Annotated in this window: 27 protein-coding genes; 24 read left to right on the forward strand and 3 right to left on the reverse strand. The window is 65.2% G+C overall.

The genetic code is table 11. The annotated features are described in order from the left end of the window. Position 1 precedes the first annotated feature (1 nt). Positions 2-766, forward strand: a complete 765-nt coding sequence (locus FAS41_RS22335) for a DnaJ domain-containing protein (protein ID WP_138525601.1) — start codon at positions 2-4, stop codon at positions 764-766. A gap of 12 nt (positions 767-778) precedes the next feature. Here the strand turns inward: FAS41_RS22335 and FAS41_RS22340 are convergent, their stop codons facing one another. After that, positions 779-1,828: an alpha/beta hydrolase family protein gene (locus tag FAS41_RS22340; RefSeq protein WP_138525602.1), complete on the reverse strand. Its 1,050-nt coding sequence runs from the start codon at positions 1,826-1,828 to the stop codon at positions 779-781. Positions 1,829-1,994: 166 nt separating this feature from the next. Here FAS41_RS22340 and FAS41_RS22345 point away from each other — a divergent pair, with 166 nt between their 5' ends. The 10 genes from FAS41_RS22345 to trpE all read left to right on the forward strand — a co-directional run bounded on the left by FAS41_RS22345 (position 1,995) and on the right by trpE (position 14,186). Next, the gene (locus tag FAS41_RS22345; protein WP_138525603.1) at positions 1,995-4,406 is read left to right on the forward strand and encodes a PAS domain-containing sensor histidine kinase; all 2,412 of its coding nucleotides are present in this window, start codon (positions 1,995-1,997) and stop codon (positions 4,404-4,406) included. Positions 4,407-4,457: 51 nt separating this feature from the next. Beyond that, positions 4,458-5,087 carry a response regulator gene (locus tag FAS41_RS22350; RefSeq protein WP_138212997.1) on the forward strand — a complete coding sequence of 210 codons (630 nt, stop codon included), beginning with the start codon at positions 4,458-4,460 and terminating at the stop codon, positions 5,085-5,087. 164 nt (positions 5,088-5,251) lie between these two features. Further along, positions 5,252-6,289, forward strand: coding sequence for an ABC transporter substrate-binding protein (locus tag FAS41_RS22355; protein ID WP_138525604.1), 1,038 nt, complete (start codon positions 5,252-5,254; stop codon positions 6,287-6,289). A gap of 180 nt (positions 6,290-6,469) precedes the next feature. Continuing rightward, on the forward strand, positions 6,470-7,579 hold the full coding sequence (locus FAS41_RS22360) for an ABC transporter ATP-binding protein (protein WP_138525605.1): 1,110 nt from the start codon (positions 6,470-6,472) through the stop codon (positions 7,577-7,579). Positions 7,580-7,647: 68 nt separating this feature from the next. Next, positions 7,648-8,697 (forward strand): ABC transporter substrate-binding protein, encoded by a 1,050-nt coding sequence (locus FAS41_RS22365; protein WP_138525606.1) that lies wholly within the window; start codon positions 7,648-7,650, stop codon positions 8,695-8,697. A gap of 130 nt (positions 8,698-8,827) precedes the next feature. Further along, a complete protein-coding gene (locus tag FAS41_RS22370) occupies positions 8,828-10,075 on the forward strand; it encodes an ABC transporter permease (RefSeq protein WP_138525607.1) in 1,248 nt (415 codons plus the stop codon). Positions 10,076-10,091: 16 nt separating this feature from the next. After that, on the forward strand, positions 10,092-10,919 hold the full coding sequence (locus FAS41_RS22375; protein WP_054908041.1) for an ABC transporter permease: 828 nt from the start codon (positions 10,092-10,094) through the stop codon (positions 10,917-10,919). Positions 10,920-11,127: 208 nt separating this feature from the next. After that, a complete protein-coding gene (gene rpe, locus FAS41_RS22380; protein WP_088420343.1) occupies positions 11,128-11,802 on the forward strand; it encodes a ribulose-phosphate 3-epimerase in 675 nt (224 codons plus the stop codon). Next, complete coding sequence (locus tag FAS41_RS22385; protein ID WP_138525608.1) at positions 11,802-12,620, forward strand: phosphoglycolate phosphatase; 819 nt, start codon at positions 11,802-11,804, stop codon at positions 12,618-12,620. The genes rpe and FAS41_RS22385 overlap by 1 nt, the downstream gene beginning before the upstream one ends. 72 nt (positions 12,621-12,692) lie before the next feature. Further along, the gene (trpE, locus tag FAS41_RS22390) at positions 12,693-14,186 is read left to right on the forward strand and encodes an anthranilate synthase component I (RefSeq protein ID WP_138525609.1); all 1,494 of its coding nucleotides are present in this window, start codon (positions 12,693-12,695) and stop codon (positions 14,184-14,186) included. A 297-nt stretch (positions 14,187-14,483) separates the two neighbouring features. Here the strand turns inward: trpE and FAS41_RS22395 are convergent, their stop codons facing one another. Continuing rightward, positions 14,484-14,810: a pyocin activator PrtN family protein gene (locus FAS41_RS22395; RefSeq protein ID WP_138525610.1), complete on the reverse strand. Its 327-nt coding sequence runs from the start codon at positions 14,808-14,810 to the stop codon at positions 14,484-14,486. 119 nt (positions 14,811-14,929) lie between these two features. Next, positions 14,930-15,700 (reverse strand): XRE family transcriptional regulator, encoded by a 771-nt coding sequence (locus FAS41_RS22400; RefSeq protein WP_138525611.1) that lies wholly within the window; start codon positions 15,698-15,700, stop codon positions 14,930-14,932. A gap of 384 nt (positions 15,701-16,084) precedes the next feature. Here FAS41_RS22400 and FAS41_RS22405 point away from each other — a divergent pair, with 384 nt between their 5' ends. From FAS41_RS22405 to FAS41_RS22465, 13 genes are all read left to right on the forward strand, one after another. Continuing rightward, positions 16,085-16,294: a TraR/DksA C4-type zinc finger protein gene (locus FAS41_RS22405; RefSeq protein ID WP_138525612.1), complete on the forward strand. Its 210-nt coding sequence runs from the start codon at positions 16,085-16,087 to the stop codon at positions 16,292-16,294. Positions 16,295-16,313: 19 nt separating this feature from the next. Next, positions 16,314-16,673 carry a PA0613 family protein gene (locus FAS41_RS22410; protein ID WP_045212666.1) on the forward strand — a complete coding sequence of 120 codons (360 nt, stop codon included), beginning with the start codon at positions 16,314-16,316 and terminating at the stop codon, positions 16,671-16,673. An 83-nt stretch (positions 16,674-16,756) separates the two neighbouring features. Then, entirely contained in the window at positions 16,757-17,230 is a 474-nt protein-coding gene (locus tag FAS41_RS22415) for a GNAT family N-acetyltransferase (RefSeq protein WP_138525613.1), read from the forward strand. Between the two features lie 316 nt (positions 17,231-17,546). Then, on the forward strand, positions 17,547-17,891 hold the full coding sequence (locus FAS41_RS22420) for a phage holin family protein (protein WP_024763586.1): 345 nt from the start codon (positions 17,547-17,549) through the stop codon (positions 17,889-17,891). Positions 17,892-17,908: 17 nt separating this feature from the next. Continuing rightward, positions 17,909-18,439, forward strand: a complete 531-nt coding sequence (locus FAS41_RS22425; protein WP_138525614.1) for a hypothetical protein — start codon at positions 17,909-17,911, stop codon at positions 18,437-18,439. Beyond that, positions 18,436-18,999 (forward strand): phage baseplate assembly protein V, encoded by a 564-nt coding sequence (locus FAS41_RS22430; RefSeq protein ID WP_088420362.1) that lies wholly within the window; start codon positions 18,436-18,438, stop codon positions 18,997-18,999. Before FAS41_RS22425 ends, FAS41_RS22430 begins: the two co-directional genes overlap by 4 nt. Before the next feature lie 110 nt (positions 19,000-19,109). Next, positions 19,110-19,436, forward strand: a complete 327-nt coding sequence (locus FAS41_RS22435; RefSeq protein ID WP_017517323.1) for a GPW/gp25 family protein — start codon at positions 19,110-19,112, stop codon at positions 19,434-19,436. After that, positions 19,433-20,323, forward strand: a complete 891-nt coding sequence (locus FAS41_RS22440) for a baseplate assembly protein (protein ID WP_138525615.1) — start codon at positions 19,433-19,435, stop codon at positions 20,321-20,323. The genes FAS41_RS22435 and FAS41_RS22440 overlap by 4 nt, the downstream gene beginning before the upstream one ends. Further along, the gene (locus FAS41_RS22445; protein WP_138525616.1) at positions 20,316-20,930 is read left to right on the forward strand and encodes a phage tail protein I; all 615 of its coding nucleotides are present in this window, start codon (positions 20,316-20,318) and stop codon (positions 20,928-20,930) included. The genes FAS41_RS22440 and FAS41_RS22445 overlap by 8 nt, the downstream gene beginning before the upstream one ends. After that, entirely contained in the window at positions 20,921-22,654 is a 1,734-nt protein-coding gene (locus FAS41_RS22450) for a phage tail-collar fiber domain-containing protein (RefSeq protein ID WP_138525617.1), read from the forward strand. The genes FAS41_RS22445 and FAS41_RS22450 overlap by 10 nt, the downstream gene beginning before the upstream one ends. A 124-nt stretch (positions 22,655-22,778) precedes the next feature. Beyond that, positions 22,779-23,939: a phage tail sheath subtilisin-like domain-containing protein gene (locus FAS41_RS22455; protein ID WP_138525618.1), complete on the forward strand. Its 1,161-nt coding sequence runs from the start codon at positions 22,779-22,781 to the stop codon at positions 23,937-23,939. 12 nt (positions 23,940-23,951) lie between these two features. After that, positions 23,952-24,455: a phage major tail tube protein gene (locus FAS41_RS22460; protein ID WP_138525619.1), complete on the forward strand. Its 504-nt coding sequence runs from the start codon at positions 23,952-23,954 to the stop codon at positions 24,453-24,455. An 11-nt stretch (positions 24,456-24,466) separates the two neighbouring features. Next, positions 24,467-24,808: a phage tail assembly protein gene (locus tag FAS41_RS22465; RefSeq protein ID WP_138525620.1), complete on the forward strand. Its 342-nt coding sequence runs from the start codon at positions 24,467-24,469 to the stop codon at positions 24,806-24,808. Positions 24,809-24,954: the final 146 nt, after the last annotated feature.

The raw sequence follows: 24,954 nt of genomic DNA on the forward strand, positions 1-24,954 counted from the left end.
GGTGTTCTGGCCGGGGACTTTGCTGGGTGTCATCGCCGGCTGGGCATTGGCGAGCATTCCGGGCGCCATGCTCGGCGCGTTGCTGGGCCAGGTGCTCGACCGGCGCCTGAAGAAGCGTACCTGGCGGGGTCTTCTCGATCAGTTGCGCGGTGGGCCCCAGGTGGGCGACCAGGAACTGCTCTTCCTGCTGCTCGGCCGACTGGCCAAGAGTCGCGGGCGTGTGATCGATGCGCACATCCAGCAGGCGCGCTCGGAGATGCAGCGCCTGCAGCTGGACGACAAGGCCCGTCGCCAGGCGATCGACGCCTTCGGTCGCGGCAAACTGGGTGGGGCGTTGCTGGATGCTGGCTTGCGCCAGCGCCAAGGCCAGGAAGCCACTGCCGAAGGTCTGCTCCAGGCCTGCTGGCGCATGGCCTGGGCAGGCGGTGCGCCGAATGCCGCGCAAAAGAATCTGCTCCTGCAGTGGGGTGACTCGCTAGGGCTTTCCCGCTCCAGGGTTCTCGCGCTGTCGTCGGGCGCCGAGCCGCCCAGGGCGCCGGTGACTGCCCGCGAGTCCTATACCTCGGCGCTGCGCCTGCTGGGCGTGACGACGGAGAGCGAACCGGAGGAGATCAAGCGCGCCTACCGCAAGCTGATCAGCCAGAACCACCCGGACAAGCTCGAAGGCATGGGGGCGAGCCCCGAGCGGATCGCCGCGGCGACCAATCGCACCCGCGAGATCCAGGCTGCCTACCTGCTGGTGCGCCAGCGTCGCGGGTTTCGCTGAGCCGGGCGGCCCTCAGGGTTGCTCGATCGGCTCCAGGTGCATCGACAGCCAGCCGCGGATGCGCCGGTACAGCTGGTCCTGCTCGGTGCCCAGGTCGGCGGGCAGGGCGTTCATGCCGATCTGCACGTAGTTCGGTGCCTTCTGCCGCTTGCTCGCCTGCAGGCGCAGCTTGGCGGCTGCCACGTCAGGTGCCTTGTCCTTGTAATAGAAGTCGCCGGTGGCGAGGTTCAGCAGCGGCACGGTCTCGTCCAGCGATGGCTTGAAGTCGCGCGGCATCTCCGGTGCTACCAGCAGCAGGTTCTTGATGTCGGCTGGCGTACGCTCGCCCAGGTAGCGGGTCGCCCAATAGGCGCCGGTGCCGTGGCCAAGCAGGACGATGGTCTTGGGGTTGTGTTGCTGGGCCAGTTCGACGGCCGCCTGGATGCGCGCCAGAACGCGCTCGGCGTGGACCTTGCGCAGTTCTACCGGGTCGTTGGGCGGCGGCGGCGCTTCGGCGCTGGCCTGGGCAGGCTCGGCACTGCCGGTCTCGGCAGTGCTTTCCGGTGTGGGTGTCGCGCTGCCTTCGCTGCCCTTCACTTCGGGCTTGCTGGCGCTGTCGGCGGCCGTGGCATCGGTGTCGGCGCTGGCCTTGTCCGGCGATTCCTTCGGGCGTGGCGTCGGCGCAGTGCTCTGCGGGTCGGGGAGGGTAATGGCCAGGGTCTGCCAGCCGGCATCGGGTAACTTGCGCCGCAGCGGGCCTATCGCCACCGGCCAGTCGGCGCTTTCTCCGTCGCCGGGGATCAGGATGACCGCGCCTGATGCGTCGGCAGTGTTGGCCGGCAACCAGAGGGAGAGGAATGTCTCGTCGCCTGCCTTGAGCTCCTGGCGCTCGCTTTCGGGCAACTGGCGCACAAGGCCGTTGGCTTCGTCCTGGCTGCGCTCGCTCACCGCCGGGCGCACCACCGGCGCGGCAGCCGGTTTTTCGGCGACGGGCTTGGCGTCTTCGGCCCAACTGGCGCCCAGCGGCGCAAGGCCGAGGCACAGGCTGAGGGCGAGAAACGTCGGGCGAGGCAAGTGAGGCATCGGAGATATCCCTGTCTGGCGGGCAGCGAGCGGCGGGCGCGAGAGGGGCCAGCCTAGCGGCTTGTATTAGCTTTGTCAGGCGCAGGCGTGCCGGGTTCAACCGGGGTTGCTGTAAGGTATGCCGGCCCTTTGCTTTGACCCGAGTGAAATCCATGGTGCTGTCGGCATGAGTCGTCTGTTCTGGAAAGTCTGCCTGGCCTGGTTGTGCTGCCTGCCTTTACTGGCCGTGGCGGAAACTGCCGCGCCACCGTTGACGCTCGATGAAGCACAACTCGCGTGGCTCGCCGAGCACCCGCAGCTACGTGTGGGCGCCGTGCTCGAAGCGCCCTATGTGCAGCAGGATCGCCGCTTGCAGCAGCTCTCCGGCGCCAACGTCGAGCTGCTGGAGTGGTTGGCCAAGGCCCTGCACGTCAGCCTGGAGTGGCGCACCTATCCCGACCAGGCCGCGCTGGAGAAGGCGGTGCGCGCTGGAGAAATCGACCTCGCGCCCGGCGTCAGCCAGACGCCTTCGACCTTGCGCGACTGGCTGTTCTCCGACCCTTACCTGCGCGTTCCTCGCCTGGTCGTGGGCGATCGTCGCAGCGGCACGTCGGTGGAGCTGGATACCCTTGGCGACGGTGAGTCCGTCTCCGTACGCGGCCCCGGCCCGGTGGTGGATTACCTGCGCGGCACCTACTCGGGGCTGACCCTGCAGGTTGTCGACAGCGACCGCGAAGTACTGCGCAAGGTGCTGGGTCGCGAGGCCAACTATGCGGTGATCGACGAAGCGCAGCTGGCCCGCCTGACCCGCGAAACCGAATTCACCGGCCTGCTGGTGGTGGCCGACATCGGCTATCCACAGTTGCTGCGCGTGGCGACCCGGCGTGGCCTGCCGGAGCTGGCCGGGATCATCGACGCGGCCCTGCGCGCGGTGCCCGCCAAGGACCTCGACCAGCTCCACGAGCGCTGGCTGCAGCCGACCTACCCCCGCCTGGGTTCCTCCCCCGGTTTCTGGCAGAACCTCTGCATCCTGCTCGGCCTGTTGCTGTTGTTCGCGGTTGCCGCGCTGCTCTGGCTGCGCCGCCAGCATCATGCGCTGGAGTCGCGATTGCTCGCGGCGCGCCGCGATATCGAATTGCGCCAGTCGGCGGAGCAGGCCTTGCGCCTGACCCAGTTCGCCATCGACAGCAGCACCGTGGGCATCCTCTGGGTCAACTGGGATAGCCATGTGCGGTATGCCAACCGTGCCGCCGAAGAGTTGCTCGGCTATCTGCCGGGGGCGGTAGTGGACCGGCCGCTGTCGGACTTCGAACCGACGCTGAACATGGATCGCTGGCTGAACCTCTGGCGCCGCGCGCGCAATGCCGACGAGGCGCCGCTGAGCTTCGAAACCCGCTGCCTGCGCGCCGACGGCCAGTGGCTGCCGGCGGACGTTTCGCTGAGCTTCCTGCGCTTCGGCGATTCGGAATACCTGCTGGTGTTCCTCAATGACGTCACCGAGCGCCGCCGTGCCCGCGCCGCGCTGGAGGAAAGCGAGGCGCGCCTGCAGGGCATCGCCGCCAACGTGCCGGGGCTGGTGTTCCGCCTGGAGCCCAATGCGCCGGATGACGACTCCGACTTCGCCTACATCAGCTTCATCACCGGCGGCAGCGAAACCTCCCTGGGCTACTCGCCCGGCTACCTGCGCGAAAGCGGCCTGGGCATCATGGGACTGGTGCATCCGTCGGAACGCGAGGGTTACCTCGCCAGCCAGCTGGAAGCGGTAGAGGGCCATCGCAACTGGCTGTGGCAGGGCCGCATCCTCACCCGCAGCCATGAGCCGCGCTGGGTCGACATCAAGGCCACGGTGCGCACCCTGGACGACGGTCGCCCGGCCTGGGACGGCGTGGTCTGGGACATCACCGAGCACAAGCAGATCGAGCTGGAGCTGCAGGATTCCCGCGCGCAGTTGCGTGAGTTGTCGGCGCACCTGGAGAGCGTGCGGGAGGAGGAGAAGGCGCGCATCGCCCGCGAGGTGCACGATGAACTGGGCCAGGTGCTCACCGTGCTCAAGCTGGAGACGTCCATGTGCGAACTGGCCTATGCGGAGCTGGACAGCGGCCTGCGCGAGCGCCTGGACAACATGAAGCGGCTGATCGCCCAGCTGTTCCAGCTGGTCCGCGACGTGGCGACCGCGCTGCGCCCGCCGATCCTCGATGCCGGTATTGGCTCGGCGGTGGAATGGCAGGCGCGCCGCTTCGAATCGCGTACGCAGATTCCCTGTCTGGTGGAGGTGCCGGAAAACCCGCCGGAGCTGTCCGATGCCAAGGCTATCGGGCTGTTCCGCATCCTCCAGGAGGCGCTGACCAATGTCATGCGCCATGCCCAGGCGCATACTGTGGAATTGCAGCTGAGCGTCGAAGGGCGCGAGTTGTGCCTGCGGATCGCCGATGACGGTGTCGGCTTCGACCCGAACGCCACGCGCCAGGGTGTTTCCTTTGGCCTGGTCGGGATGCGCGAGCGGGTGCTGATGTTCGGCGGCACCCTGCAGATCGACAGCCAGCCCGGGGAGGGCACCACGCTGTGGATACGGGTGCCTCTGCGCTCGGCAAGTGCGTAACCGGGCGGCAACCATAACGACAATGACAAGAGTGGATCGGGAGGAAGGGCGGTGATTCGAGTGCTGGTGGCGGAAGACCATACGATCGTGCGCGAAGGTATCAAGCAACTGATCGGCATGGCCAAGGACCTGCAGGTGGTGGGCGAGGCCACCAACGGCGAGCAGTTGCTCGAAACCCTGCGCCAGACGCCCTGCGAAGTGGTCCTGCTGGACATCTCCATGCCCGGCGTCAACGGCCTGGAAGCCATCCCGCGGATCCGCGCGCTGAACAACCCGCCGGCGATCCTCATGCTGTCGATGCACGACGAGGTGCAGATGGTCGCCCGTGCGCTGAAGGTCGGCGCCGCCGGCTACGCCACCAAGGACAGCGATCCGGCGCTGTTGCTCACGGCGATCCGCAAGGTGGCCAGTGGCGGCCGCTACATCGACCCCGACCTCGCCGACCGCATGGTCTTCGAAGTCGGTCTCACCGATTCGCGCCCGCCCCACGCGCTGCTGTCCGAGCGCGAATTCTCGGTGTTCGAGCGTCTGGTGCAGGGCGAGGGCGTCAACGAGATCGCCCAGCAACTGGCGGTGAGCAGCAAGACCATCAGCACCCACAAGGCGCGGCTGATGCAGAAGCTCAATGCCAACTCCGTGGCGGACCTGGTGCGTTACGCCATGGAACACAAGCTCGTCTGATCGCTCCCCGCTGCCGTTTTGATCTGCGGCAGATGGCCATCTGAATTTTCCCTCCACTCTGTGCGACGTGTCCGATTTCTGTAACACACCGTCTATCTAGCGGGCGTGAGGCAGGGAATGATTGCCGGCTTCATGCAGTACGTCGTGATAACAAGGAGAAGAAGATGTTGCGAGCGGTAAGGGGAGGGCTGCTGTTCGGCCTGCTGGGGAGCGCTGCGATGCCGGCGCTGGCGGACTACGTCACGGTGATCTCCTTCGGGGGCGCCAACAAGGCAGCGCAGGAAGCGGCCTTCTACAAGCCGTTCAAGGAAGTGACTGGCAACGCCGTCGTACACGGCTCCTACAACGGCGACCTGGCCAAGCTCAAGCGCATGGTGGAAATCAGCCATGTGTCCTGGGACGTGGTGGAGGTCGAGGCCCCCGAGCTCGCGCGCGGTTGCGAGGAAGGGCTGTTCATGAAGCTCGATCCCAAAACCCTGGGCAACACCGCCGATTTCGTTCCCGGCGCGGTGCAGCCGTGCGGCGTCGGCATCTTCGTCTGGACCACGCTGCTGGCCTACAACCAGAGCAAGCTGCAGGGCACGCCCAGCAGCTGGGCGGATTTCTGGGACACGAAGAAATTCCCCGGCAAGCGCGGCTTGCGCTGGGGCGCCAAGTACAGCCTGGAATTTGCCCTGATGGCCGACGGTGTCGCGCCCAAGGACGTCTACAAGGTGCTCGCCACCAACGACGGCGTCGACCGCGCCTTCCGCAAGCTCGATGAGCTGAAGCCAAGCATCAACTGGTGGAAGTCGGGCCAGGATCCGGTGCGTGATCTCGCCGACGGCACTGTGGTGATGAGCTCCGCCTACAACGGCCGGATCGCCGCTGCGCAGGCCGAGCAGAAGGGCTTCCGCATGGTCTGGGCCGGCGGCATCTACGACTTCGACTTCTGGGCGCTGCCCTCGGGCGTGTTCAAGAAGGAACTGGCCGAGCAGTTCGTCAACTTCGCCGGCCAGCCGCAGCAGCAGAAGGCCTTCGCCGAGAATATTTCCTACGGCCCGACCAACCGCAAGGCTGTGGAGCTGCTGGCGCCGGACGTGGCCGCCAACCTGCCCACCGCGCCGCAGAACATCGCCAATGCCGTGGGCATGAACGTGGCGTTCTGGGCCGAGCACGGCGACGCGCTGGAGCAGCGCTTCCAGGCCTGGGCCAAGCGCTGATCGACGGGCTGCCGGCCACAGGTTGGTCGGCAGTCGGTTTCCCTGGATCTTGTAGGGCGATCCCTACAAAGCATCCTCTCTAAGCCTTATAGCAATCTCTCATACCGCCCGATTTGCGTGCCGTTCCAGCTTCTCTAGGCTTGAGATCAACGGCATTTACAAAAAAACAAAGGTGCGGTGATGGCCGAGAATCAGGCAAACGATGTGCTGGTGAGTTTCCGTGGCGTGCAGAAGAGCTACGACGGCGAATCCCTCATCGTGAAGGACCTCAATCTGGACATTCGCAAAGGCGAATTCCTGACACTGCTGGGACCTTCCGGTTCCGGCAAGACCACCAGCCTGATGATGCTGGCCGGTTTCGAAACTCCTACCGCCGGTGAAATCCAGCTCGCCGGCCGCGCCATCAACAACGTCCCCCCGCACAAGCGCGACATCGGCATGGTGTTCCAGAACTATGCCCTGTTCCCGCACATGACGGTGGCCGAGAACCTGGCCTTCCCGCTCTCCGTGCGAGGCATGAGCAAGACCGACGTCAGTGAGCGGGTGAAGCGCGCGCTGTCCATGGTCCAGCTCGACAGCTTTGCCGGTCGCTATCCCGCCCAGCTCTCCGGTGGCCAGCAACAGCGTGTGGCCCTGGCCCGCGCGCTGGTCTTCGAGCCGCAACTGGTGCTGATGGACGAACCCCTGGGTGCCCTGGATAAACAGCTGCGTGAACACATGCAGATGGAGATCAAGCACATCCACCAGCGCCTGGGCGTGACCGTGGTGTACGTGACCCACGACCAGGGCGAAGCCCTGACCATGTCCGACCGCGTGGCGGTGTTCCACCAGGGCGAGATCCAGCAGATCGCCCCGCCCGCCGAGCTCTACGAGCACCCGCGCAACTCCTTCGTCGCCAACTTCATCGGCGAGAACAACCGCATCGCCGGCCAGCTCCAGGCACGCGATGGCGACCGCTGCACCGTGGGCCTGGCCCGCGGCGAGAAGGTCGAGGCGCTGGCGGTCAACGTCGGCAACGTCGGTGACACCGTCAGCCTGTCGATCCGCCCCGAGCGCGTGCGCCTGAACGGCCACAGCGAAAACTGCGCGAACCGCTTCTCCGGCCGCGTCGCCGAGTTCATCTACCTGGGTGACCACGTGCGTATTCGCCTGGAGGTCTGCGGCCGTACCGATTTCTTCGTCAAACAGCCGATCGCCGAGCTCGATCCCGCGCTCAGTGTTGGCGACGTGGTTCCGCTGGGCTGGGAAGTCGAGCACGTCCGCGCGCTCGACCCACTGTCCGCGGCGTAACAGCGCGGCCCGGCCACTCCCGGACGCATCCAAGAAAAACAAACCTGCACACTGTGGAGACAACAATAATGTCGAAGTCCTTGAAAGCATCGGGGCTCAAACTCGCAGCGCTGACTCTGGGCGTGGCTTTCGCGGCCCAGTCCATGGCCGCCACCGACCTGACCGTGGTGTCCTTCGGCGGCGCCAACAAGAACGCCCAGGTGAAGGCGTTCTACGGCCCCTACGAGAAGAGCACCGGCAACAAGATCGTTGCCGGCGAGTACAACGGCGAGATGGCCAAGGTGAAGGCCATGGTCGACACCAACAGCGTCTCCTGGGACCTGGTGGAAGTCGAATCGCCGGAACTGGCCCGTGGCTGTGACGAAGGCCTGTTCGAAGAGATCGACCCGGCCATCCTTGGCAAGGCCGAAGACTATGTGCCGGGCGCCGTGAGCAACTGCGGCGTGGGCTTCTTCGTGTGGTCCACCGTGCTGGCCTACAACGCCGACAAGCTAAAGACCGCGCCGACCAGCTGGGCCGATTTCTGGGACACCCAGAAATTCCCGGGCAAGCGCGGCCTACGCAAGGGCGCCAAGTACACCCTGGAATTCGCCCTGATGGCCGACGGCGTTGCGCCCAAGGACGTCTACAAGGTGCTGGCGACCAAAGAAGGCCAGGACCGCGCCTTCAAGAAGCTCGACCAGATCAAGCCGAACATCCAGTGGTGGGAAGCTGGCGCCCAGCCGCCGCAATACCTCGCCTCCGGTGACGTGGTCATGAGCTCCGCCTACAACGGCCGCATCGCCGCCGTGCAGAAAGAGAGCAACCTGAAGATCGTCTGGAACGGCGGTATCTACGACTTCGACGCCTGGGCCATCCCGAAAGGCGCCAAGAAGAAGGACGAGAGCCTGAAGTTCATCGCCTTCTCGGTCCAGCCCGAGCAGCAGAAGACCTACTCCGAGAACATCGCCTACGGCCCGGTCAACAAGAACGCCGTACCGCTGCTGAGCAAGGACCTGCTGAAGGACATGCCGACCACCCCGGAAAACATGCAGGGCCAGGTGGGCATGGACGTGACCTTCTGGGCTGACTATGGCGAGCAGCTGGAACAGCGCTTCAACGCCTGGGCTGCCAAGTAAGCAGCCGTCCCTTGCCGTCGCGGCTACCCGAGCCGCGGCGGACCGGAACCGCCGCTCCCCCCTCGCGGCGGCTCCTCCTGACACCACACCTTGGCCGCTCCTAAGGCGGCCTGTTTTACCGGAGTTCGCTATGGCCACCGCTGTGTCTCTGAACGAGGTCGCCGGCCCCACCCTCAAGCAGCGCCTGGCGCGCGCGGAGCGGATGAACCGTCTGAAGTCCCAGGCGCTGGTGCTGCCCCTGCTGGTCTTCCTGCTGCTGACCTTCCTGGTGCCCATCGCGGCGCTGCTCTACAAGAGCGTGAACAACCCCGAAGTCGTCGGCGCCATGCCGTTGACCGTCAACGCCATTTCCGCCTGGGACGGCAAGTCGCTGCCCTCGGACGAGGTGTACAAGGCGCTGAGCGAAGACCTGGTCGCTGCGCGCAAGAACCAGACCATCGGTGACCTGTCCAAGCGCCTGAACATGGAGCTGGCCGGCTACCGCAGCCTGCTGTCCAAGACCGCCCGCGCGCTGCCGTTCAAGGAGCAGCCGGCGTCGTACAAGGACGCCATGGAAGCCCTCGACGAGCGCTGGGGTGACCCGGCCTACTGGCAGGCGATCCGTCGCAACGCCAGCTCCGTCACTCCCTATTACCTGCTGGCGGCGCTGGATCACCGCATCGATGACCTGGGCGAGATCGCCCGCGCCACGCCCGACCAGTCGATCTACCTGGACATCTTCGCCCGCACCTTCTGGATGGGCGCGGTGATCACCCTGATCTGCCTCGCGCTGGCCTACCCGCTGGCCTACCTGCTGGCGATCCTGCCGACCCGCAAGTCCAACCTGCTGATGATCATGGTGCTGCTGCCGTTCTGGACCTCGATCCTGGTGCGTGTCGCCGCGTGGATCGTGCTGTTGCAGTCGGGCGGCCTGATCAACGGCGCGCTGCTGAAGATGGGCCTGATCGACCAGCCGCTGCAGTTGGTGTTCAACCGCACCGGCGTGTACATCTCCATGGTCCACATCATGCTGCCGTTCATGATCCTGCCGATCTACAGCGTGATGAAGGGCATTTCCCCCAGCTACATGCGCGCCGCGATTTCGCTGGGCTGCCACCCGTTCGCCAGCTTCTGGAAGGTCTACTTCCCGCAGACCGTGGCCGGTGTCGGCGCCGGTTGCCTGCTGGTGTTCATCCTGTCGATCGGCTACTACATCACCCCGGCGCTGCTGGGCAGCCCGAACGACCAGATGGTCAGCTACTTCGTCGCCTTCTACACCAACACCACCATCAACTGGGGCATGGCCACGGCCCTGGGCGGCCTGCTGCTGTTCGCCACCCTGGTGCTCTACGTGATCTATGGCTGGCTGGTGGGCGCGAGCCGCCTGCGCCTGGGCTGATGAGGAGAACAAGAAGATGCTGAGCCCCTACATGTCCCCGGTCGAGCGCGTGTGGTTCTACACCCTGCGCATCCTCTGCGGCCTGATCCTGCTGTTCCTGGTGCTGCCGGTACTGGTCATCGTGCCGCTGTCGTTCAACTCCGGCACCTTCCTGGTCTACCCGCTGCAGGGTTTCTCCCTGCGCTGGTACGCCGACTTCTTCAACTCTGCCGAGTGGATGCGAGCGCTGACCAACAGCATCATCGTTGCCCCGGCGGCTACCGTGCTGGCGATGGTCTTCGGCACCCTGGCGTCGATCGGCCTGACCCGCGGCGATTTTCGCGGCAAGGCGCTGATCATGAGCCTGGTGATTTCGCCGATGGTCGTGCCGGTGGTGATCATCGGCGTGGCCAGCTACCTGTTCTTCGCGCCGCTGGGCCTGGGCAACAGCTACATCTCGCTGATCATCGTCCACGCGGTGCTGGGTGTGCCGTTCGTCATCATCACCGTGTCGGCAACCCTGCAGGGCTTCAACTACAACCTGGTGCGCGCCGCCGCCAGCCTGGGTGCGCCGCCGGTGCTGACCTTCTTCAAGGTCACCCTGCCGTTGATCGCTCCCGGTGTGATTTCCGGTGCGCTGTTCGCCTTCGCCACCTCGTTCGACGAAGTGGTAGTGACCCTGTTCCTCGCCGGCCCCGAGCAGGCCACCCTGCCGCGCCAGATGTTCAGCGGCATCCGCGAGAACCTCAGCCCCACCATCGCCGCTGCGGCGACCCTGCTGATCGGCTTCTCCGTCCTGCTCCTGCTGACCCTCGAGTGGCTGCGCGGCCGCAGCGAGAAACTGCGCACCGCACCGACTTCCTGATTCACAGTGTTTCGCGGACGGTTCCGTCGTCGTGCTCACCCACGGCGGCGGGATCGATCCGCGATCTTTTTCCTGCGTTCTCGCATTTCCCGCCTCGTTCGTGAACTTTCCGCCTCGACTATCGGCACGGTCATCGCAGAGATGCCCTTCGGCCTACGTGAGCGGCTACAATGCGCGCCATCCGTGATTTCGCCCATAGAGGTGCGCCATGCAACCCTACGCCATCGCTCCGTCGATCCTGTCCGCCGACTTCGCCCGCCTGGGTGAGGACGTCGACAAGGTGCTCGCCGCCGGCGCCGACATCGTTCACTTCGACGTGATGGACAACCACTACGTGCCGAACCTGACCATCGGCCCGATGGTCTGTACGGCCCTGCGCAAGTACGGCGTCACCGCGCCCATCGATGTGCACCTGATGGTTTCCCCGGTGGACCGCATCATCGGTGACTTCATCGAGGCTGGCGCCACCTACATCACCTTCCACCCCGAAGCCACCCAGCACATCGACCGTTCCCTGCAACTGATCAAGGACGGCGGCTGCAAAGCAGGCCTGGTGTTCAACCCGGCCACCTCGCTGGACGCGCTGAAGTATGTGATGGACAAGATCGACATGGTCCTGCTGATGAGCGTGAACCCCGGCTTCGGTGGGCAGAAGTTCATCCCCGGCACCCTCGACAAGCTGCGCGAAGCCCGGGCGCTGATCGATGCCTCCGGCCGTGACATCCGCCTGGAGATCGACGGCGGCGTGAACGTGAAGAATATCCGCGAGATCGCCGAAGCAGGCGCCGACACCTTCGTCGCCGGTTCCGCCATCTTCAATGCACCGGACTACGCCGAGGTCATCCGCGCCATGCACGCTGAGCTGGCGCAGGCGCGCAAGTGATGAGCGCTGCACAACTGCCGTTCGCCGGTCTGCCGCGTCTGGTGATGTTCGACCTGGACGGCACCCTGGTGGACTCGGTCCCCGACCTCGCCGCCGCGGTGGACCAGATGCTGCTGGCGCTCGGGCGCCAGCCGGCCGGCCTGGACGCCGTGCGTCACTGGGTCGGCAACGGTGCGCGCGTGCTGGTGCGCCGTGCCCTGGCCAATGACATCGAGCACGATGGCGTCAGCGAGGAAGACACCGAGCGCGCCCTCGAGCTGTTCATGGATGCCTACGCCGACAGCCACGCGCTGACCGTGGTCTATCCCGGCGTGATCGAGACGCTGAAGTGGCTGAAGAAGCGCGGCGTCGAGCTGGCGCTGATCACCAACAAGCCCGAGCGCTTCGTCGGCCCGCTGCTCGACGAGATGAAGCTGGGCAAGTTCTTCCGCTGGATCATCGGCGGCGACACCCTGCCACAGCAGAAGCCCGACCCGGCCGCGCTGCTGTTCGTGATGAAGATGGCCGGTGTGTCGGCAGAACAGGCACTGTTCGTCGGTGACTCGCGCAATGACATCCTCGCGGCCAAGGCCGCCGGCGTGCGCAGCGTGGGTCTGAGCTACGGCTACAACCACGGCCGCCCCATCGCCGAGGAAACCCCGACGCTGGTGCTCGATGACCTGCGCCATCTGCTGCCTTGCTTCGACTCGGGCAAAGCGATAGTGTTGCCCGACTCCGCCTCAACTCCCGCTCAGCGAGACAGCACCGTGGAAACGGCTCCCCACACACTTTGGATGAAGGTCATCAAGGCCCTGGCCCGCTGGCGCTGGCGCGCCTGACATCCTTTGGCCGGTACGCCCGGCGCGTGTGTGCAACCAAGTCCGTTACCTCCTCATTCCACGAGGCTGATCATGACCCGCGAAGAATTCCAGCGCCTGGCCGCCGAAGGCTACAACCGCATTCCGCTGACCTGCGAAACCCTTGCCGACTTCGACACCCCGCTGTCGATCTACCTGAAGCTGGCCGACGGCCCCAACACCTACCTGCTCGAATCCGTGCAGGGAGGCGAGAAGTGGGGCCGCTACTCCATCATCGGCCTGCCCAGCCGTACCGTGCTGCGTGTGTACGGTCACCAGGCGAGCATCAAGGTCGACGGCGTCGAGACCGAGAGCTTCGAATGCGCCGACCCGCTGGCCTTCGTCGAGGAGTTCAAGGAGCGCTACCGCGTGCCGACCATTGCCGGTCTGCCGCGCTTCAATGGTGGTCTGGTGGGCTACTTCGGCTACGACTGCGTGCGCTACGTCGAGCAGCGCCTGGCGCAGTGCCCGAACCCGGACCCGCTGAACAATCCTGACATCCTGCTGATGGTCTCCGACGCGGTGGTTGTCTTCGACAACCTCGCCGGCAAGATGCACGCGATCGTCCTCGCCGACCCGGCGCAGGCCAACGCCTATGACCAGGGGCTTGCCCAGCTGGAGGAGCTGCTGGAGCGCCTGCGCCAGCCGATTACCCCGCGCCGCGGTCTGGACTTCAGCGCCGTGAATGCCCCGGAGCCGCAGTTCCGCGCCAGCTTCACCCGCGAGGACTACGAGCGCGCCGTTGGCACCATCAAGGAATACATCCTGGCCGGCGACTGCATGCAGGTCGTGCCGTCGCAGCGCATGTCCATCGACTTCACCGCGGCGCCGATCGACCTGTACCGCGCGCTGCGCTGCTTCAACCCGACGCCCTACATGTACTTCTTCAACTTCGGCGACTTCCATGTTGTCGGCAGCTCGCCGGAAGTGCTGGTACGGGTCGAGGACGGCGAAGTTACCGTGCGCCCCATCGCCGGCACCCGCCCGCGTGGCGCGACCGAGGAGGCCGACCGTGCGCTGGAGGAAGACCTGCTCTCTGACGCCAAGGAAATCGCCGAGCACCTGATGCTCATCGATCTGGGCCGAAACGACGTCGGCCGTGTGTCGCAGACTGGCAGCGTAAAGGTCACCGAGCAGATGGTGATCGAGCGCTACTCCAACGTGATGCACATCGTCTCCAACGTGAACGGCCAACTGAACGAGAAGCTCAGCGCGATGGACGCCCTGCGCGCGATCCTGCCGGCGGGCACCTTGTCCGGCGCGCCGAAGATTCGCGCGATGGAAATCATCGACGAGCTGGAGCCGGTCAAACGTGGCGTCTACGGCGGTGCCGTGGGTTACCTCGCGTGGAACGGCAACATGGACACCGCCATCGCCATCCGCACCGCGGTGATCAAGAATGGCGAGCTCCACGTCCAGGCCGGCGGCGGCATCGTCGCTGACTCGGTGCCGGCGGCGGAGTGGGAAGAGACCATCAACAAGCGCCGCGCCATGTTCCGCGCCGTGGCGCTGGCCGAGCACACCGCCAAGGTGCATGGTCGCGATTGAGTTGCCGGTTGACTGAAAAAGCCCCGTACAAACGGGGCTTTTTCTTTTCATAGGGACCGCGCGCCTGACCGCATAGCCCGGCGATGCAGTACCGGGTGAAGTCACCGCATCAGCTGGCATAATCGCTGTGGGGGGCGGCGAGCTCTCGCACAGACTATCCAATGGCGCAGCTCTTCGTAGGAGCGAGCTTGCTCGCGAACAGAGCCTTCCGGCCGCTCCGTCGCTGGGAGGGTTCGCGAGCAATAACGATGGCGTCCCCCTCGCTCCTACAGCACATGATGTATTGCACGCTGGGACTTAACCTGCCTGCCGCGCCTCTACTACCTGCAGATTCGCCTTGCGCCGGGCGAGGGCGGCGTCCGCCTGCTGCGAGCGCTCCTCCACATAGGCCGCCAGGTGATCCACGGCGACGTACTGCATTGCCTTGTGGCTGTCGTCCAGCGTGGTCACTGGCAGGGCGATGCGCCCGCAGGACAGCGCCTTGCTGAAGTTTTCCCGGTTCAGGTTGCGGAACCAGCGCTCGCGCACTTGCTCCAGCGGCACCAGGACATCTCCGAAAATCTGGTAGACCAGGCTCACGGTTTCCGGGCGTGGGGCGTGGCGGACTTCTACGGTCGACTGCATGGGGCTCTCCTGTTCCGGCGGTTGTAGCGACAATAGAAATATAGCAAAGGTTGTATTTCTATTCAATCACCCCCCATGAAAAAGCCCCGCCGAGGCGGGGCTTTTTCTGTGGCAGAAGCTCAGCGAACCAAGGTAGGTGCGCGGCGGTGGCGCACGGTGGACCACCAGAATACCCAGCCGATCATGCGGATCTGCCCGCTGTCGAACTGCTCCGCCGGGTACTCCTCGTCGGGGTACTCGTCGCGGTTGAAGCTGCGCAGACGGATGCCGCCGCCGGGCAGGCGATAGACGAACTTCACCCGCAGCATGCCCTCGTGTTCCAGGGCGTAGATCTCGCCGTCGGTGATGTGCGTGGTGGCTGTGTCGATGCCAATGGTGGAGCCATCCATGATCAGCGGCTCCATGCTGTTGCCGGTGAGCTGGGCGCAGATCGCCGTAGCCGGATCGACCCCCGCCGCGCGCAGCGTGGCGTACGAGAAACGCAGCTTGCGCCCCTCTATCTCGCGCACTGCAGTGCGCCCGGCGCCGGCCGCCAGTTCCACTTCCTTGTACAGGCGTAGTTCCACTTCGTCCTCGTCCAGCGGTGTGTCGCTATCCCATGGGTGCAGCGGTTCCAGTCGCAGCGGGCTGCCGTCGGCGGGGCGCGGCGCGGGTGCGCTGGTGCCCGGTGCCGGCGTGCCTTCGCCGGTGGCCAGCCAGGTCGGCGAGACCCCCAGCGCGCTGGCGATCTCGATCAGCTTGCGCGTGCTCTGCGCCTTGCCCGAGGTCAGCTTGTGAATGGTGTTCTGCGAAACCCCGGCGGCTTCGGCCAGGGTTTCCTGCTTGAGGTTGCGCGAGGCCATCGCCTGTTTCAGGCGGTCGGCCAGCGTCGATGAGGGCGTCTTGTCCATGGCGGCACTCTACCTCCTGGGTTGTAGCGTGTAAATAGCTTTGGTGTTGACTAAATATAGCTATGGTTGTAATCATAAAAGCCAGCAGCTACCGGAGAGACGAAAACCGGTTCGGCTGACGGGAAGCGAACGGCTTCCCCCTCACTGCGGCAGGGAAGCCGTGGGTTGCCTGCGCAGCAGGCTGGAGGACGCGGGTGGGCCAGGGAGGCGCCGCCTGCGTACCGGCAAGGGATGCCGTCCGATGAGTCGGTGTCCGCGACGAATAGATCGCGACTGACCACCCAGGCGGCCGAAGGCTCGGCGACCACGGAGGGTACGTCGCCAGGAGGACCTTCATGAATCAACCCCCGAAACACACGCGCACCGGTACTGCGGAGGTGTGCCATGGCTGACATCGCCGACTACGCCAATGACCTGATGCTGGAGCGCATCGAGGACATGCTGCACAGCCGCCGCTCCTCGACGGCCATCAGCTCCGCCGAGTACTGCGAGGACTGCGGTGACGACATCCCGCCGGCGCGCCGCCTGGCCGCGCCGGGCTGCACTCGCTGCATCGACTGCCAGGCAATCGACGAACTCGAGCGGCGGCACTGAGCCGCCAGGGAGACACGCCGTGATCAAACCCATCGATGAAATGCTCAAGCTCTGGGCCGAAGAAATGCACAACCCCGGCAGCGCGGGCGGCGGCTACGCCGGCGGCAACCTGCTGGCGATGATGATGGCCAACAAGGGCGAGATGATTCGTGGCACGCGAGGCAGCAAGGTGATCCTCGACCGCGTCGCGGAACTGGACCTGATCATCAACCACCTGCCTGACGAGCAGAAGGACGTGGTCACCGAGCATTACCTCAATCGCGATAGCGAGGCTTCGCAGAAGTACCGGCACTGCCGCTGCAGCCGCAATACCTTCTACCTGCGCCTGCATGTGGCGCACCAGAGTATCCAGTCGCGGCTGATGCGCCGCGTCGCCTGACCTTCTCCATTCCCCACACGAAGCCCGGCCCTGCGCCGGGCTTCGTGCTTTTCGCGGGCGCCCTTGAGTTATGCTCGCGCCCCATGACGACACCTATCCTGATTCGCCGTGCCGAACCCGCGGATGCCGATGCCGTCCTGCGCATCCTCGGCGAAACCTACGAAGCCACCTGGAAGCCCGCGTTGAGCGCCGAAGCGATCCTGAGCTTCGAGTCCTCCGCGCATACCGCCACTTATGTACGCGAGCGCCTGGCGTATTTCGAAGTGGCCTGCCTCGACGGCGAGGTAGTCGGCCTGCTCGACTGGCGCGACGATTTCATCGATGCCCTGCATGTTTCTCCCCGTCACCAGCGCCTGGGTATCGGTGCGGCTCTGTTGCGTCACGCCGAAACCGCTATCGCTGGCGCGGGCTATGCGCACATTCGCCTGGAGACCGATACCTTCAACCAGCAGGCGCGTGCCTTCTATGGCAAGCACGGCTATGCGGAGATCGATTTCTACCCGGACGAGGAGTGGCACAGCGGCTTCACCACCGTGCTGATGAACAAGGAGCTCTGAAATTTCCGACGCTGGATTTCGGTGTTTCGACAACGTATTGCGGTGTGTCATCTGCGTATTGCAGCGCATTCCCCGAGAAGCCTTGTTCCGGCAGGAATCGGGGGGTAAAAAGTAGTCATTCTTGTAAAGGTGCGTCCCCAGGGAGCACAACGCGAAACCCCGAAAAGCCCGGCCAGTGAGCCGGGCTTTTTCATGCCCGCGTTTTCTGATCCGCCGGTTGCGGCGGGTGGCCGGCGAGCACGCCGGCATTCATCCCCGGTTGGCTGATAGCCGCCGGTTTCGCCCGTTCGCGGGCGTCTTTATCCAAGGTGAGCCAATGGGCAACGAACCTCAGACCCTGGCCGACGTGCCTTTGTGGGGGCTGATCCTGCTCGCGGTGGCGGGCGGCATCAGCGGTGAAATGTGGCGCGCCGACAAGGCGGGCCTGGGCGGCTGGCGGCTGCTGCGGCGTCTGGCGTTGCGCTCCGGGGCCTCCATCGTCTGCGGTATGGCGGTGATGTTCCTCGCCATGGCTTGCGGCGCTTCGCTGACCCTCGCTGCGGCTATCGGCAGCCTGACGGCAGCGGCAGGTGCCGAGATCGCCGTCGGCCTTTATGAACGCTGGGCGGCGAAGCGCCTGGGTGTCTGCGAACTGCCGCCGAGCGAGCGCGGGCAAGAGTGAAGCTGCAAGGAGACGACATGTCCGAACAATCTTTAACCCTGGCGCTATTGCTCGACACGGTGGAGCAAGCGTTATCCACGCGCTTGACCGAGATCGGCGCCTTCCTGCGTGGCCCGCTGACGCAAACGCCGGCGACACTTCCTGCGCTGGCGCTGGAGTACGCGGGCCTGCTGCCTGGCCGTGATCCCGGCAATGGGCAGACCGCACTCATCTGCCGGCTCCAGACGCGCATTCTGGTGGCAAGAGATGATGCGCAAGCGGAGGCCTTGGTACTACGCACTGTCGCCGCGCTGGCCGTGCTTTTACGCGGTCAGAACTGGGGGTTGGAACTGGAGCCGGTGAGCTTCATTCAGGCCCAGCCGGAGCTCGATAATTCAGCGCTGGCGGCGTGTCGCGTGTGGCTGGTGGAGTGGCAGCAGCCGGTGCTGCTGGGCGAGACCGAGTGGCCCTGGGAAGACCAGCCGCCGGGCAGCCTCATGCTGGGCTTCGACCCGCAGACCGGACCCGGCCACGAGGACGACTACTTCGACCCGGGAGCCGTGCAATGAACCAGGATTACGTGAGCGCGGAACACGACCGCATGCTCGCCGCCCTGGTCATGCCTTGTGAAGTGGTGGCCGTGGACCTGGCGGCGGCACGAGTACGCGTGCGGTCCGGCGAATGGATCAGCGCCTGGGTACGCTGGCACGCGCAGGCAGCCGGTGCTGCACGGCATTGGCGGGCGCCGAGCCTGGGCGAGCAGGGTGTGCTGCTCAGTCCGTCCGGAATGGCCGCCATGGGTACCTTCGTGCCGGGGCTGTTCGGCGCGGCCTCGGCACCACCGAACAATCGCGGCGAGGTCGAGAGCTGGCACTTTCCCGATGGTGCTGTGCTCAGCTACGACTGGCAGGCGCATCGCTATGACCTGCAGCTGCCTGCCGGCACCGCCACGGTGAAAGTCGGCGGCACGCAGGTGGTGATCGACCCCGGAGCGGTGAGTATCACCGCCGCCAGCATCCAGCTGACCGGCCCGGTGACCATCAAGGGCGCGCTGACGGTGAACGGCAACATCAGCAGCACCGGCTCGATCATGGACACCGCCGGCAACAGCAACCACCACACTCATTGAAGTCGCTTCGACTTCCAACCCAGGCCCGCCTCGTGCGGGCCTCTGCATTTCTGGAGACCTGCCATGGGCAACTTTTCCCGTGCGCACCCTGAGCGACGGAGGGCGCGGCCATGATCGGCATGGATCGACGCAACGGCCAGCCGCTGAGCGCGCTGGCGCACCTGAAGCAATCCATCGAGGACATCCTCACCACCCCGCTGGGCAGTCGGCGCATGCGCCCTGAATACGGCAGCCGTCTGCGGCGCATGGTCGACCTGCCAGTGACCGAAGGCTGGAAGGGCGCGGTGCAGGCTGAAGTGGCCCGTGCCATCGGCCGCTGGGAGCCGCGCCTGCGCCTGAGTTCGGTGCAGGTCGTGGCGGTGGTCGCCGGCAGCGTTTCGCTGCGCCTGCGCGGCGTCTACCTGGGCGACGAGATCGGACTGGAGGTGGCGGCATGAGCCTGATCGACCTGTCTCAACTGCCCGCTCCCGCGGTCGTGGAGACCCTCGACTACGAGACGCTCTACGCAGAGCTGCTGGCGGATTTTCGTAGCGCCATGGGCGATGGCTGGACCGCTGCGGTGGAGTCCGATCCGGTGGTCAAACTGTTGGAGCTGGCGGCCTATCGCGAACTGCTGCTGCGTGCGCGGATCAATGACGCCGCCCGTGCGGTGATGCTTGGCTATGCGACCCAGGGCGACCTCGATCAACTGGCTGCCGGCTACAACGTCAAGCGCCTGGTGATCCAGGAGGCGGATGCCACGACCTCGCCACCGACTCCGGCCGTGCTGGAGGGCGACGATTCCCTGCGCAACCGCACGCAACTGGCCTTCGACCAGCTGTCGGTGGCTGGGCCGCGCAATGCCTACGTGGCCTTCGCGCTCGGCGCCGACGGGCGTATCGCGGATGTTTCGGCGATCAGCCCGCAGCCCTGTGAGGCGCTGGTCAGTGTGCTGTCGTCGGAAGGCAATGGAACGGCAACGGAGGAACTGCTTCAGGCGGTGCGCGTTGCGCTGAACGATGAAGACGTGCGCCCGGTGGGCGATCGTCTCACGGTGCAGTCCGCAGCCATCGTGTCCTACCAGGTCGATGCCGTGCTCTACATCTACCCGGGCCCGGAGGCCGAGCTGATCCAGCAGGCCGCCGAGGCTTCGCTGCAGACCTACATTGCTACGCAGCGGCGCATCGGTCGCGATATCCGCCGCAGCGCGCTGTTCGCCGCGCTGCATGTGGAAGGCGTGCAGCGCGTCGAGCTGGCCAAGCCGGCTGCTGACGTGGTGCTCGACTCGACCCAGGCGGCGTATTGCAGCGGCTACCAGATCCGCGTGGGTGGCTCCGATGAGTAGCCGCCTGCTGCCAATCAACTCGACTCCGCTGGAGCGCGTGCTGGCCGACGTGCAGGTCGGCGACCTGCCGGTGCCCCTGCGCGAGCTGATGGACCCGCAGCTCTGCCCGGTGGCCCTGCTGCCGTACCTGGCCTGGGCCTGGTCGGTGGACCGTTGGGACCCGGCCTGGAGCGATGCGGTGAAGCGCAAGGCGGTGTCCGCGGCGTTCCGTATCCATCAGCACAAGGGAACCATCGCTGCCCTGCGGCGGGTGATCGAGCCGCTGGGTTACCTGATCGAAATCATCGAGTGGTGGCAGGGCTCGCCCGTGGGCGAGCCGGGCACCTTCCGCCTGCGCATCGGCGTGCTCGACAGCGGTATCAGCGAGGAAATGTACCAGGAGGTGGAGCGTCTCATCGATGACGCCAAGCCGCTCACGCGGCACCTCATCGGGCTGGACATCAGCCTGGAATCCCAGGGGCGGATCACCGTCGGCTCCGGGCAATACGACGGCGACATCGTCACCGTCTACCCCTACCTCCCGGATGTGATCGAAGCGATCGGCAGCCACGGCTTGCCGGGCCGGGAGCACACCATCGATAGCTTGAGTGTCTACCCATGGCAGTAACCTACTACGCACTTCTCACCACCATCGGTGCCGGCAAGCTGGCGAATGCCACTGCGCTGGGCACCACCCTGAAAATCACCCAGCTCGCTGTAGGCGACGGTGGCGGCAACGTACCGACCCCCGACGCCAGCCGCACGCAGCTGGTCAACGAAGTCCGCCGCGCACCGCTGAACCGCCTGAGCGTCGACCCGGCCAACAGCGCGCAGATCATCGCCGAACAGGTCATCCCCGAGGACGTGGGTGGCTGGTGGATCCGCGAGATGGGCCTGTACGACGAAGCCGGCGCGCTGATCGCCTACGCGAACTGTGCGCCCTCCTATAAACCGCAACTGGCCGAGGGCAGCGGCCGCACCCAGACCGTGCGTATTGTGCTGATCGTCAGCAATGCGGCGTCGGTGGAGCTGAAGATCGATCCGAGTGTGGTGTTGGCGACGCGGGAGTATGTGGATAACTCCATTGTCACGGCGATGAATCGGCTCGATTACAAGCAGTCCGTGCGTGCTGCAACCACTGCGAGCATTACGCTGAGCGGGCTGCAGACGGTGGATGGAGTCGCGCTAGTGGCGGGTGACCGTGTGCTGGTGAAGAACCAGACCAATGCAGTGGATAACGGTCTGTATGCCGTTGCTACCGGTGCGTGGAGGCGCGCGACCGATGCCGACGACAATAGCGAAGTAACTCCGGGCCTAACCGTTACTGTGGAGAGCGGTGCTGCGCAGGCGGACAGCGTCTGGCAGCTGGTGACCGATGGCGTGATTGTCTTGGGTGCCACGGCGTTGGCGTTCCAGAACATTACCAATGGGTTGGCGAAGCTGGCGTCTCCGGCGTTCAGTGGCATTCCGACCGCACCAACGGCTGCAGTGGGAAACAACACCCAGCAACTGGCGACTACCGCATTCACACAAGCAGCGATTGCTCCTCTTGCGACAGTGGCGTCGCCTGCGTTCACCGGAACGCCGACGGCCCCGACAGCCGCTGTCGGTAGCAATACCCAGCAGTTGGCAACGACCGCGTTCGTACAGGCCAGCGTTGCACCTCTGGCGGCAATAGCTTCGCCGGCATTCAGTGGTGTTCCTACGGCACCAACCGCCGTTGCCGGCACTAGCTCCACGCAATTGGCGACAACTGCCTTTGTTCAGTCTGCCGGTTCCGCAATTATTGGCGCCGCGCCGTCTTCGCTCGATACGTTGGGAAAACTGGCATTGTCGCTGGGCAACAACGCGAGCTATGCAGCAAGCGTCGATGCCAGTCTCCAGGCCAAGGCACCCTTGACCAGCCCTGCGCTTGTAGGTACCCCGACGGCACCAACTCCAGCATTGGGCGATAACACTAAAAAGGTTGCTACGACTGAATTCGTGCAGTCGTCTTTTGCGAAGTTCTCCACTACTCAGACCTTCCCCATCACGTTCGCCAACGGCTTCTTCAATCGCACGGCGAGTACCTGCTGGACGGCCAACGGCAATCTCTATCTCAGTCTGAACATGGGGCGAAACACCGTGCCGGAAAGCATACAGATGCTTGCCTTCACGCTGCCTGCGGGGGCTCGACCGAAATACGTCATCGATGGAGTGGGTGGTTATTCAGTCGAGACACCACTGCAGTTGGGTATGTATGCATGGAGCCTGAAGCAGGACGGTACTTTCATCCTGATGTTTTCGATCCTGGCGCCCGCTGGAGGGACCAATTGCGGTTACAGCCTGAATCTCTGTACTCAGTTGGCTTGATGCAAAGACGGTAAGTACTCGAAATGAGTCGTTAATCGAATGAATCCCCTATTGGCGTCGCCTTTTGTTGGCGGCCCATCCATGACCGCCTCCCGGCGGTTTTTTTATGTCTGGAGAAAACCCTATGAGCTTCTTTCACGGCGTCACCGTGACCAATGTCGACGTCGGTGCGCGCACCATTGCGCTGCCGTCGTCCTCGATCATCGGCCTGGTGGATACCTTCACCCCCGATACCAAGCTGACCGCGCAGGCCGATGTGCCGGTGCTGCTCACCAGCCAGCGCGAAGCGGCCGCCGCGTTTGGCACCGCGTCGGCGATCTACAAGTCCTGCACCGCGATCTTCACCCAGTCCGCCGCGGTGGTCGTGGCGGTGGGCGTGGCCAAGGTGGAGGATGCCGCGCAGCTGACGTCCTCGATCATCGGCAGCGTCACCGAGGCCGGCCAGCGTACCGGCCTGCAGGCGCTGCTCGATGGCAAGTCCCGCTTCAATGCCCAGCCGCGCCTGCTGATCGCGCCGAAGCATTCCGCCACCCAGGCGGTGGCCACCGCCATGGGCGCGCTGGCCGAGAAGCTGCGCGCCATCGCCATCGTCGACGGCCCCAACACCACCGACGAGGCGGCCATCGCCTACGCCGGGGAGTTCGGTAGCAAGCGCATCTACCTGGTCGATCCGGGCGTGCAGTACTGGGATACCGCCAGCAGCGCCACCGTCGACGCGCCGACTTCGGCCAATGCCGCCGCGCTGTTCGCCTGGACCGACAGCCAGTACGGCTTCTGGTCCTCGCCGTCGAACAAGGAACTGCTCGGCATCACCGGTACCGGCCGCCCCATCGAGTTCCTCGATGGCGACGAGACCTGCCGCGCGAACCTGCTCAACAACGCCAACATCACCACCATCATCCGCGACGACGGCTACCGCCTGTGGGGCAACCGCACCCTTTCCAGCGACACCAAATGGGCCTTCGTGACCCGCGTGCGGACCATGGACATGGTGATGGACGCCATCCTTGCCGGGCACAAGTGGGCGGTCGACCGCGGCATCACCAAGACCTACGTGAAGGACGTTACCGAGGGCCTGCAGGCCTTCATGCGCGACCTGAAGAACCAGGGCGCGGTGATCGACTTCGAGGTCTACGCCGACCCGGAACTCAACACCGCCAGCCAACTGGCCCAGGGCAAGGTGTACTGGAATATCCGCTTCACCGACGTACCGCCTGCCGAGAACCCCAACTTCCGCGTCGAGGTGACCGATCAATGGCTCACCGAAGTCCTGGACGCAGCTTAAGGAGAACCCCAGATGATTCCGCAGATCCTCACCAACACCAACCTGTTCGTCGACGGCGTGAGCTTTGCCGGTGACGTCCCCTCCCTGACCCTGCCGACCCTCAAGGTGAAGACCCAGGAGTACCGTGCCGGCGGCATGGACGCACCGGTCCTGCTCGACGTCGGCCTGGAGGCCATGGAGGCCAAGTTCACCACCAACGGCGCACGCCGCGAGGCCATGAAGTTCTTCGGCCTGAGTGACCAGGGCTCCTTCAACGGCACCTTCCGCGGCTCCTTCAAGACCCAGAAGGGTGGCACCGTTCCTGTGGTTGCCACCGTCCGTGGCCTGCTCAAGGAGATCAACCCGGGCGACTGGAAGGCCGGTGACCTGGCCGCCTGCACCTACAGCGTGGCGGTCAGCTACTACAAGCTGGAAGTGGAAGGCCGCGAGATGTTCGAGATCGACCCGGCCAACTCGGTGCGCAAGATCGACGGCGTCGACCAGCTCGTCGCCATGCGTAACGACCTGGGCGTCTGAGGAGAACCGTGATGCAAGACTCCGTCAAACAGCCCGCGTGGCTGAGCCTGTCCGAGGACGCGGCGGTGGTGAAACTGTCCCGCCCGACCTCCTGCAACGGTGTCGACGTCGACGCCCTCACCCTGCGTGCTCCCACCGTGCGCGACATCCGCCTGGCCAGCAAGGTGGCCAGCGATGACGAGGAGCGCGAGCTGCAACTGTTCGCCTCGCTGGTGCAGGTCAGCCGCCAGGATCTGGAGGGGCTCAAGCTCAGCGACTACCAACGCCTGCAGCACGCCTACTTTCGCCTGGTGCGAGACGACGGCGATGAGCTTCGAGCTGATGCGCCAGTTGGCGCGGCGGCTGGCGACTGAGTCGGGCTTCACGGCGGGTGAACTGGAGCGCATGACCCTCAGCGACCTGCGTTGGTGGCTGGGGGACGAGGCGGGCTAGTTTGCCCTCGCGGAGCGCCGGGTGACCGGCGCTCCCTTGTCGTCGAAGTGGCGATTGTCGTCAGAGG

The organism is Pseudomonas nicosulfuronedens, assembly GCF_005877905.1.
Classification (GTDB): Bacteria; Pseudomonadota; Gammaproteobacteria; order Pseudomonadales; family Pseudomonadaceae; genus Pseudomonas; species Pseudomonas nicosulfuronedens.

Coding starts and splice junctions, on each gene's coding strand:
- FAS41_RS22340 (WP_138525602.1), bottom strand. CDS start 1,828: ATGCCTCACTTGCCTCGCCCGACGTTTCTCGCCCTCAGCCTGTGCCTC.
- FAS41_RS22345 (WP_138525603.1), top strand. CDS start 1,995: ATGAGTCGTCTGTTCTGGAAAGTCTGCCTGGCCTGGTTGTGCTGCCTG.
- FAS41_RS22355 (WP_138525604.1), top strand. CDS start 5,252: ATGTTGCGAGCGGTAAGGGGAGGGCTGCTGTTCGGCCTGCTGGGGAGC.
- FAS41_RS22360 (WP_138525605.1), top strand. CDS start 6,470: ATGGCCGAGAATCAGGCAAACGATGTGCTGGTGAGTTTCCGTGGCGTG.
- FAS41_RS22365 (WP_138525606.1), top strand. CDS start 7,648: ATGTCGAAGTCCTTGAAAGCATCGGGGCTCAAACTCGCAGCGCTGACT.
- FAS41_RS22370 (WP_138525607.1), top strand. CDS start 8,828: ATGGCCACCGCTGTGTCTCTGAACGAGGTCGCCGGCCCCACCCTCAAG.
- FAS41_RS22375 (WP_054908041.1), top strand. CDS start 10,092: ATGCTGAGCCCCTACATGTCCCCGGTCGAGCGCGTGTGGTTCTACACC.
- rpe (WP_088420343.1), top strand. CDS start 11,128: ATGCAACCCTACGCCATCGCTCCGTCGATCCTGTCCGCCGACTTCGCC.
- FAS41_RS22385 (WP_138525608.1), top strand. CDS start 11,802: ATGAGCGCTGCACAACTGCCGTTCGCCGGTCTGCCGCGTCTGGTGATG.
- trpE (WP_138525609.1), top strand. CDS start 12,693: ATGACCCGCGAAGAATTCCAGCGCCTGGCCGCCGAAGGCTACAACCGC.
- FAS41_RS22395 (WP_138525610.1), bottom strand. CDS start 14,810: ATGCAGTCGACCGTAGAAGTCCGCCACGCCCCACGCCCGGAAACCGTG.
- FAS41_RS22400 (WP_138525611.1), bottom strand. CDS start 15,700: ATGGACAAGACGCCCTCATCGACGCTGGCCGACCGCCTGAAACAGGCG.
- FAS41_RS22405 (WP_138525612.1), top strand. CDS start 16,085: ATGGCTGACATCGCCGACTACGCCAATGACCTGATGCTGGAGCGCATC.
- FAS41_RS22415 (WP_138525613.1), top strand. CDS start 16,757: ATGACGACACCTATCCTGATTCGCCGTGCCGAACCCGCGGATGCCGAT.
- FAS41_RS22420 (WP_024763586.1), top strand. CDS start 17,547: ATGGGCAACGAACCTCAGACCCTGGCCGACGTGCCTTTGTGGGGGCTG.
- FAS41_RS22425 (WP_138525614.1), top strand. CDS start 17,909: ATGTCCGAACAATCTTTAACCCTGGCGCTATTGCTCGACACGGTGGAG.
- FAS41_RS22430 (WP_088420362.1), top strand. CDS start 18,436: ATGAACCAGGATTACGTGAGCGCGGAACACGACCGCATGCTCGCCGCC.
- FAS41_RS22435 (WP_017517323.1), top strand. CDS start 19,110: ATGATCGGCATGGATCGACGCAACGGCCAGCCGCTGAGCGCGCTGGCG.
- FAS41_RS22440 (WP_138525615.1), top strand. CDS start 19,433: ATGAGCCTGATCGACCTGTCTCAACTGCCCGCTCCCGCGGTCGTGGAG.
- FAS41_RS22445 (WP_138525616.1), top strand. CDS start 20,316: ATGAGTAGCCGCCTGCTGCCAATCAACTCGACTCCGCTGGAGCGCGTG.
- FAS41_RS22450 (WP_138525617.1), top strand. CDS start 20,921: ATGGCAGTAACCTACTACGCACTTCTCACCACCATCGGTGCCGGCAAG.
- FAS41_RS22455 (WP_138525618.1), top strand. CDS start 22,779: ATGAGCTTCTTTCACGGCGTCACCGTGACCAATGTCGACGTCGGTGCG.
- FAS41_RS22460 (WP_138525619.1), top strand. CDS start 23,952: ATGATTCCGCAGATCCTCACCAACACCAACCTGTTCGTCGACGGCGTG.
- FAS41_RS22465 (WP_138525620.1), top strand. CDS start 24,467: ATGCAAGACTCCGTCAAACAGCCCGCGTGGCTGAGCCTGTCCGAGGAC.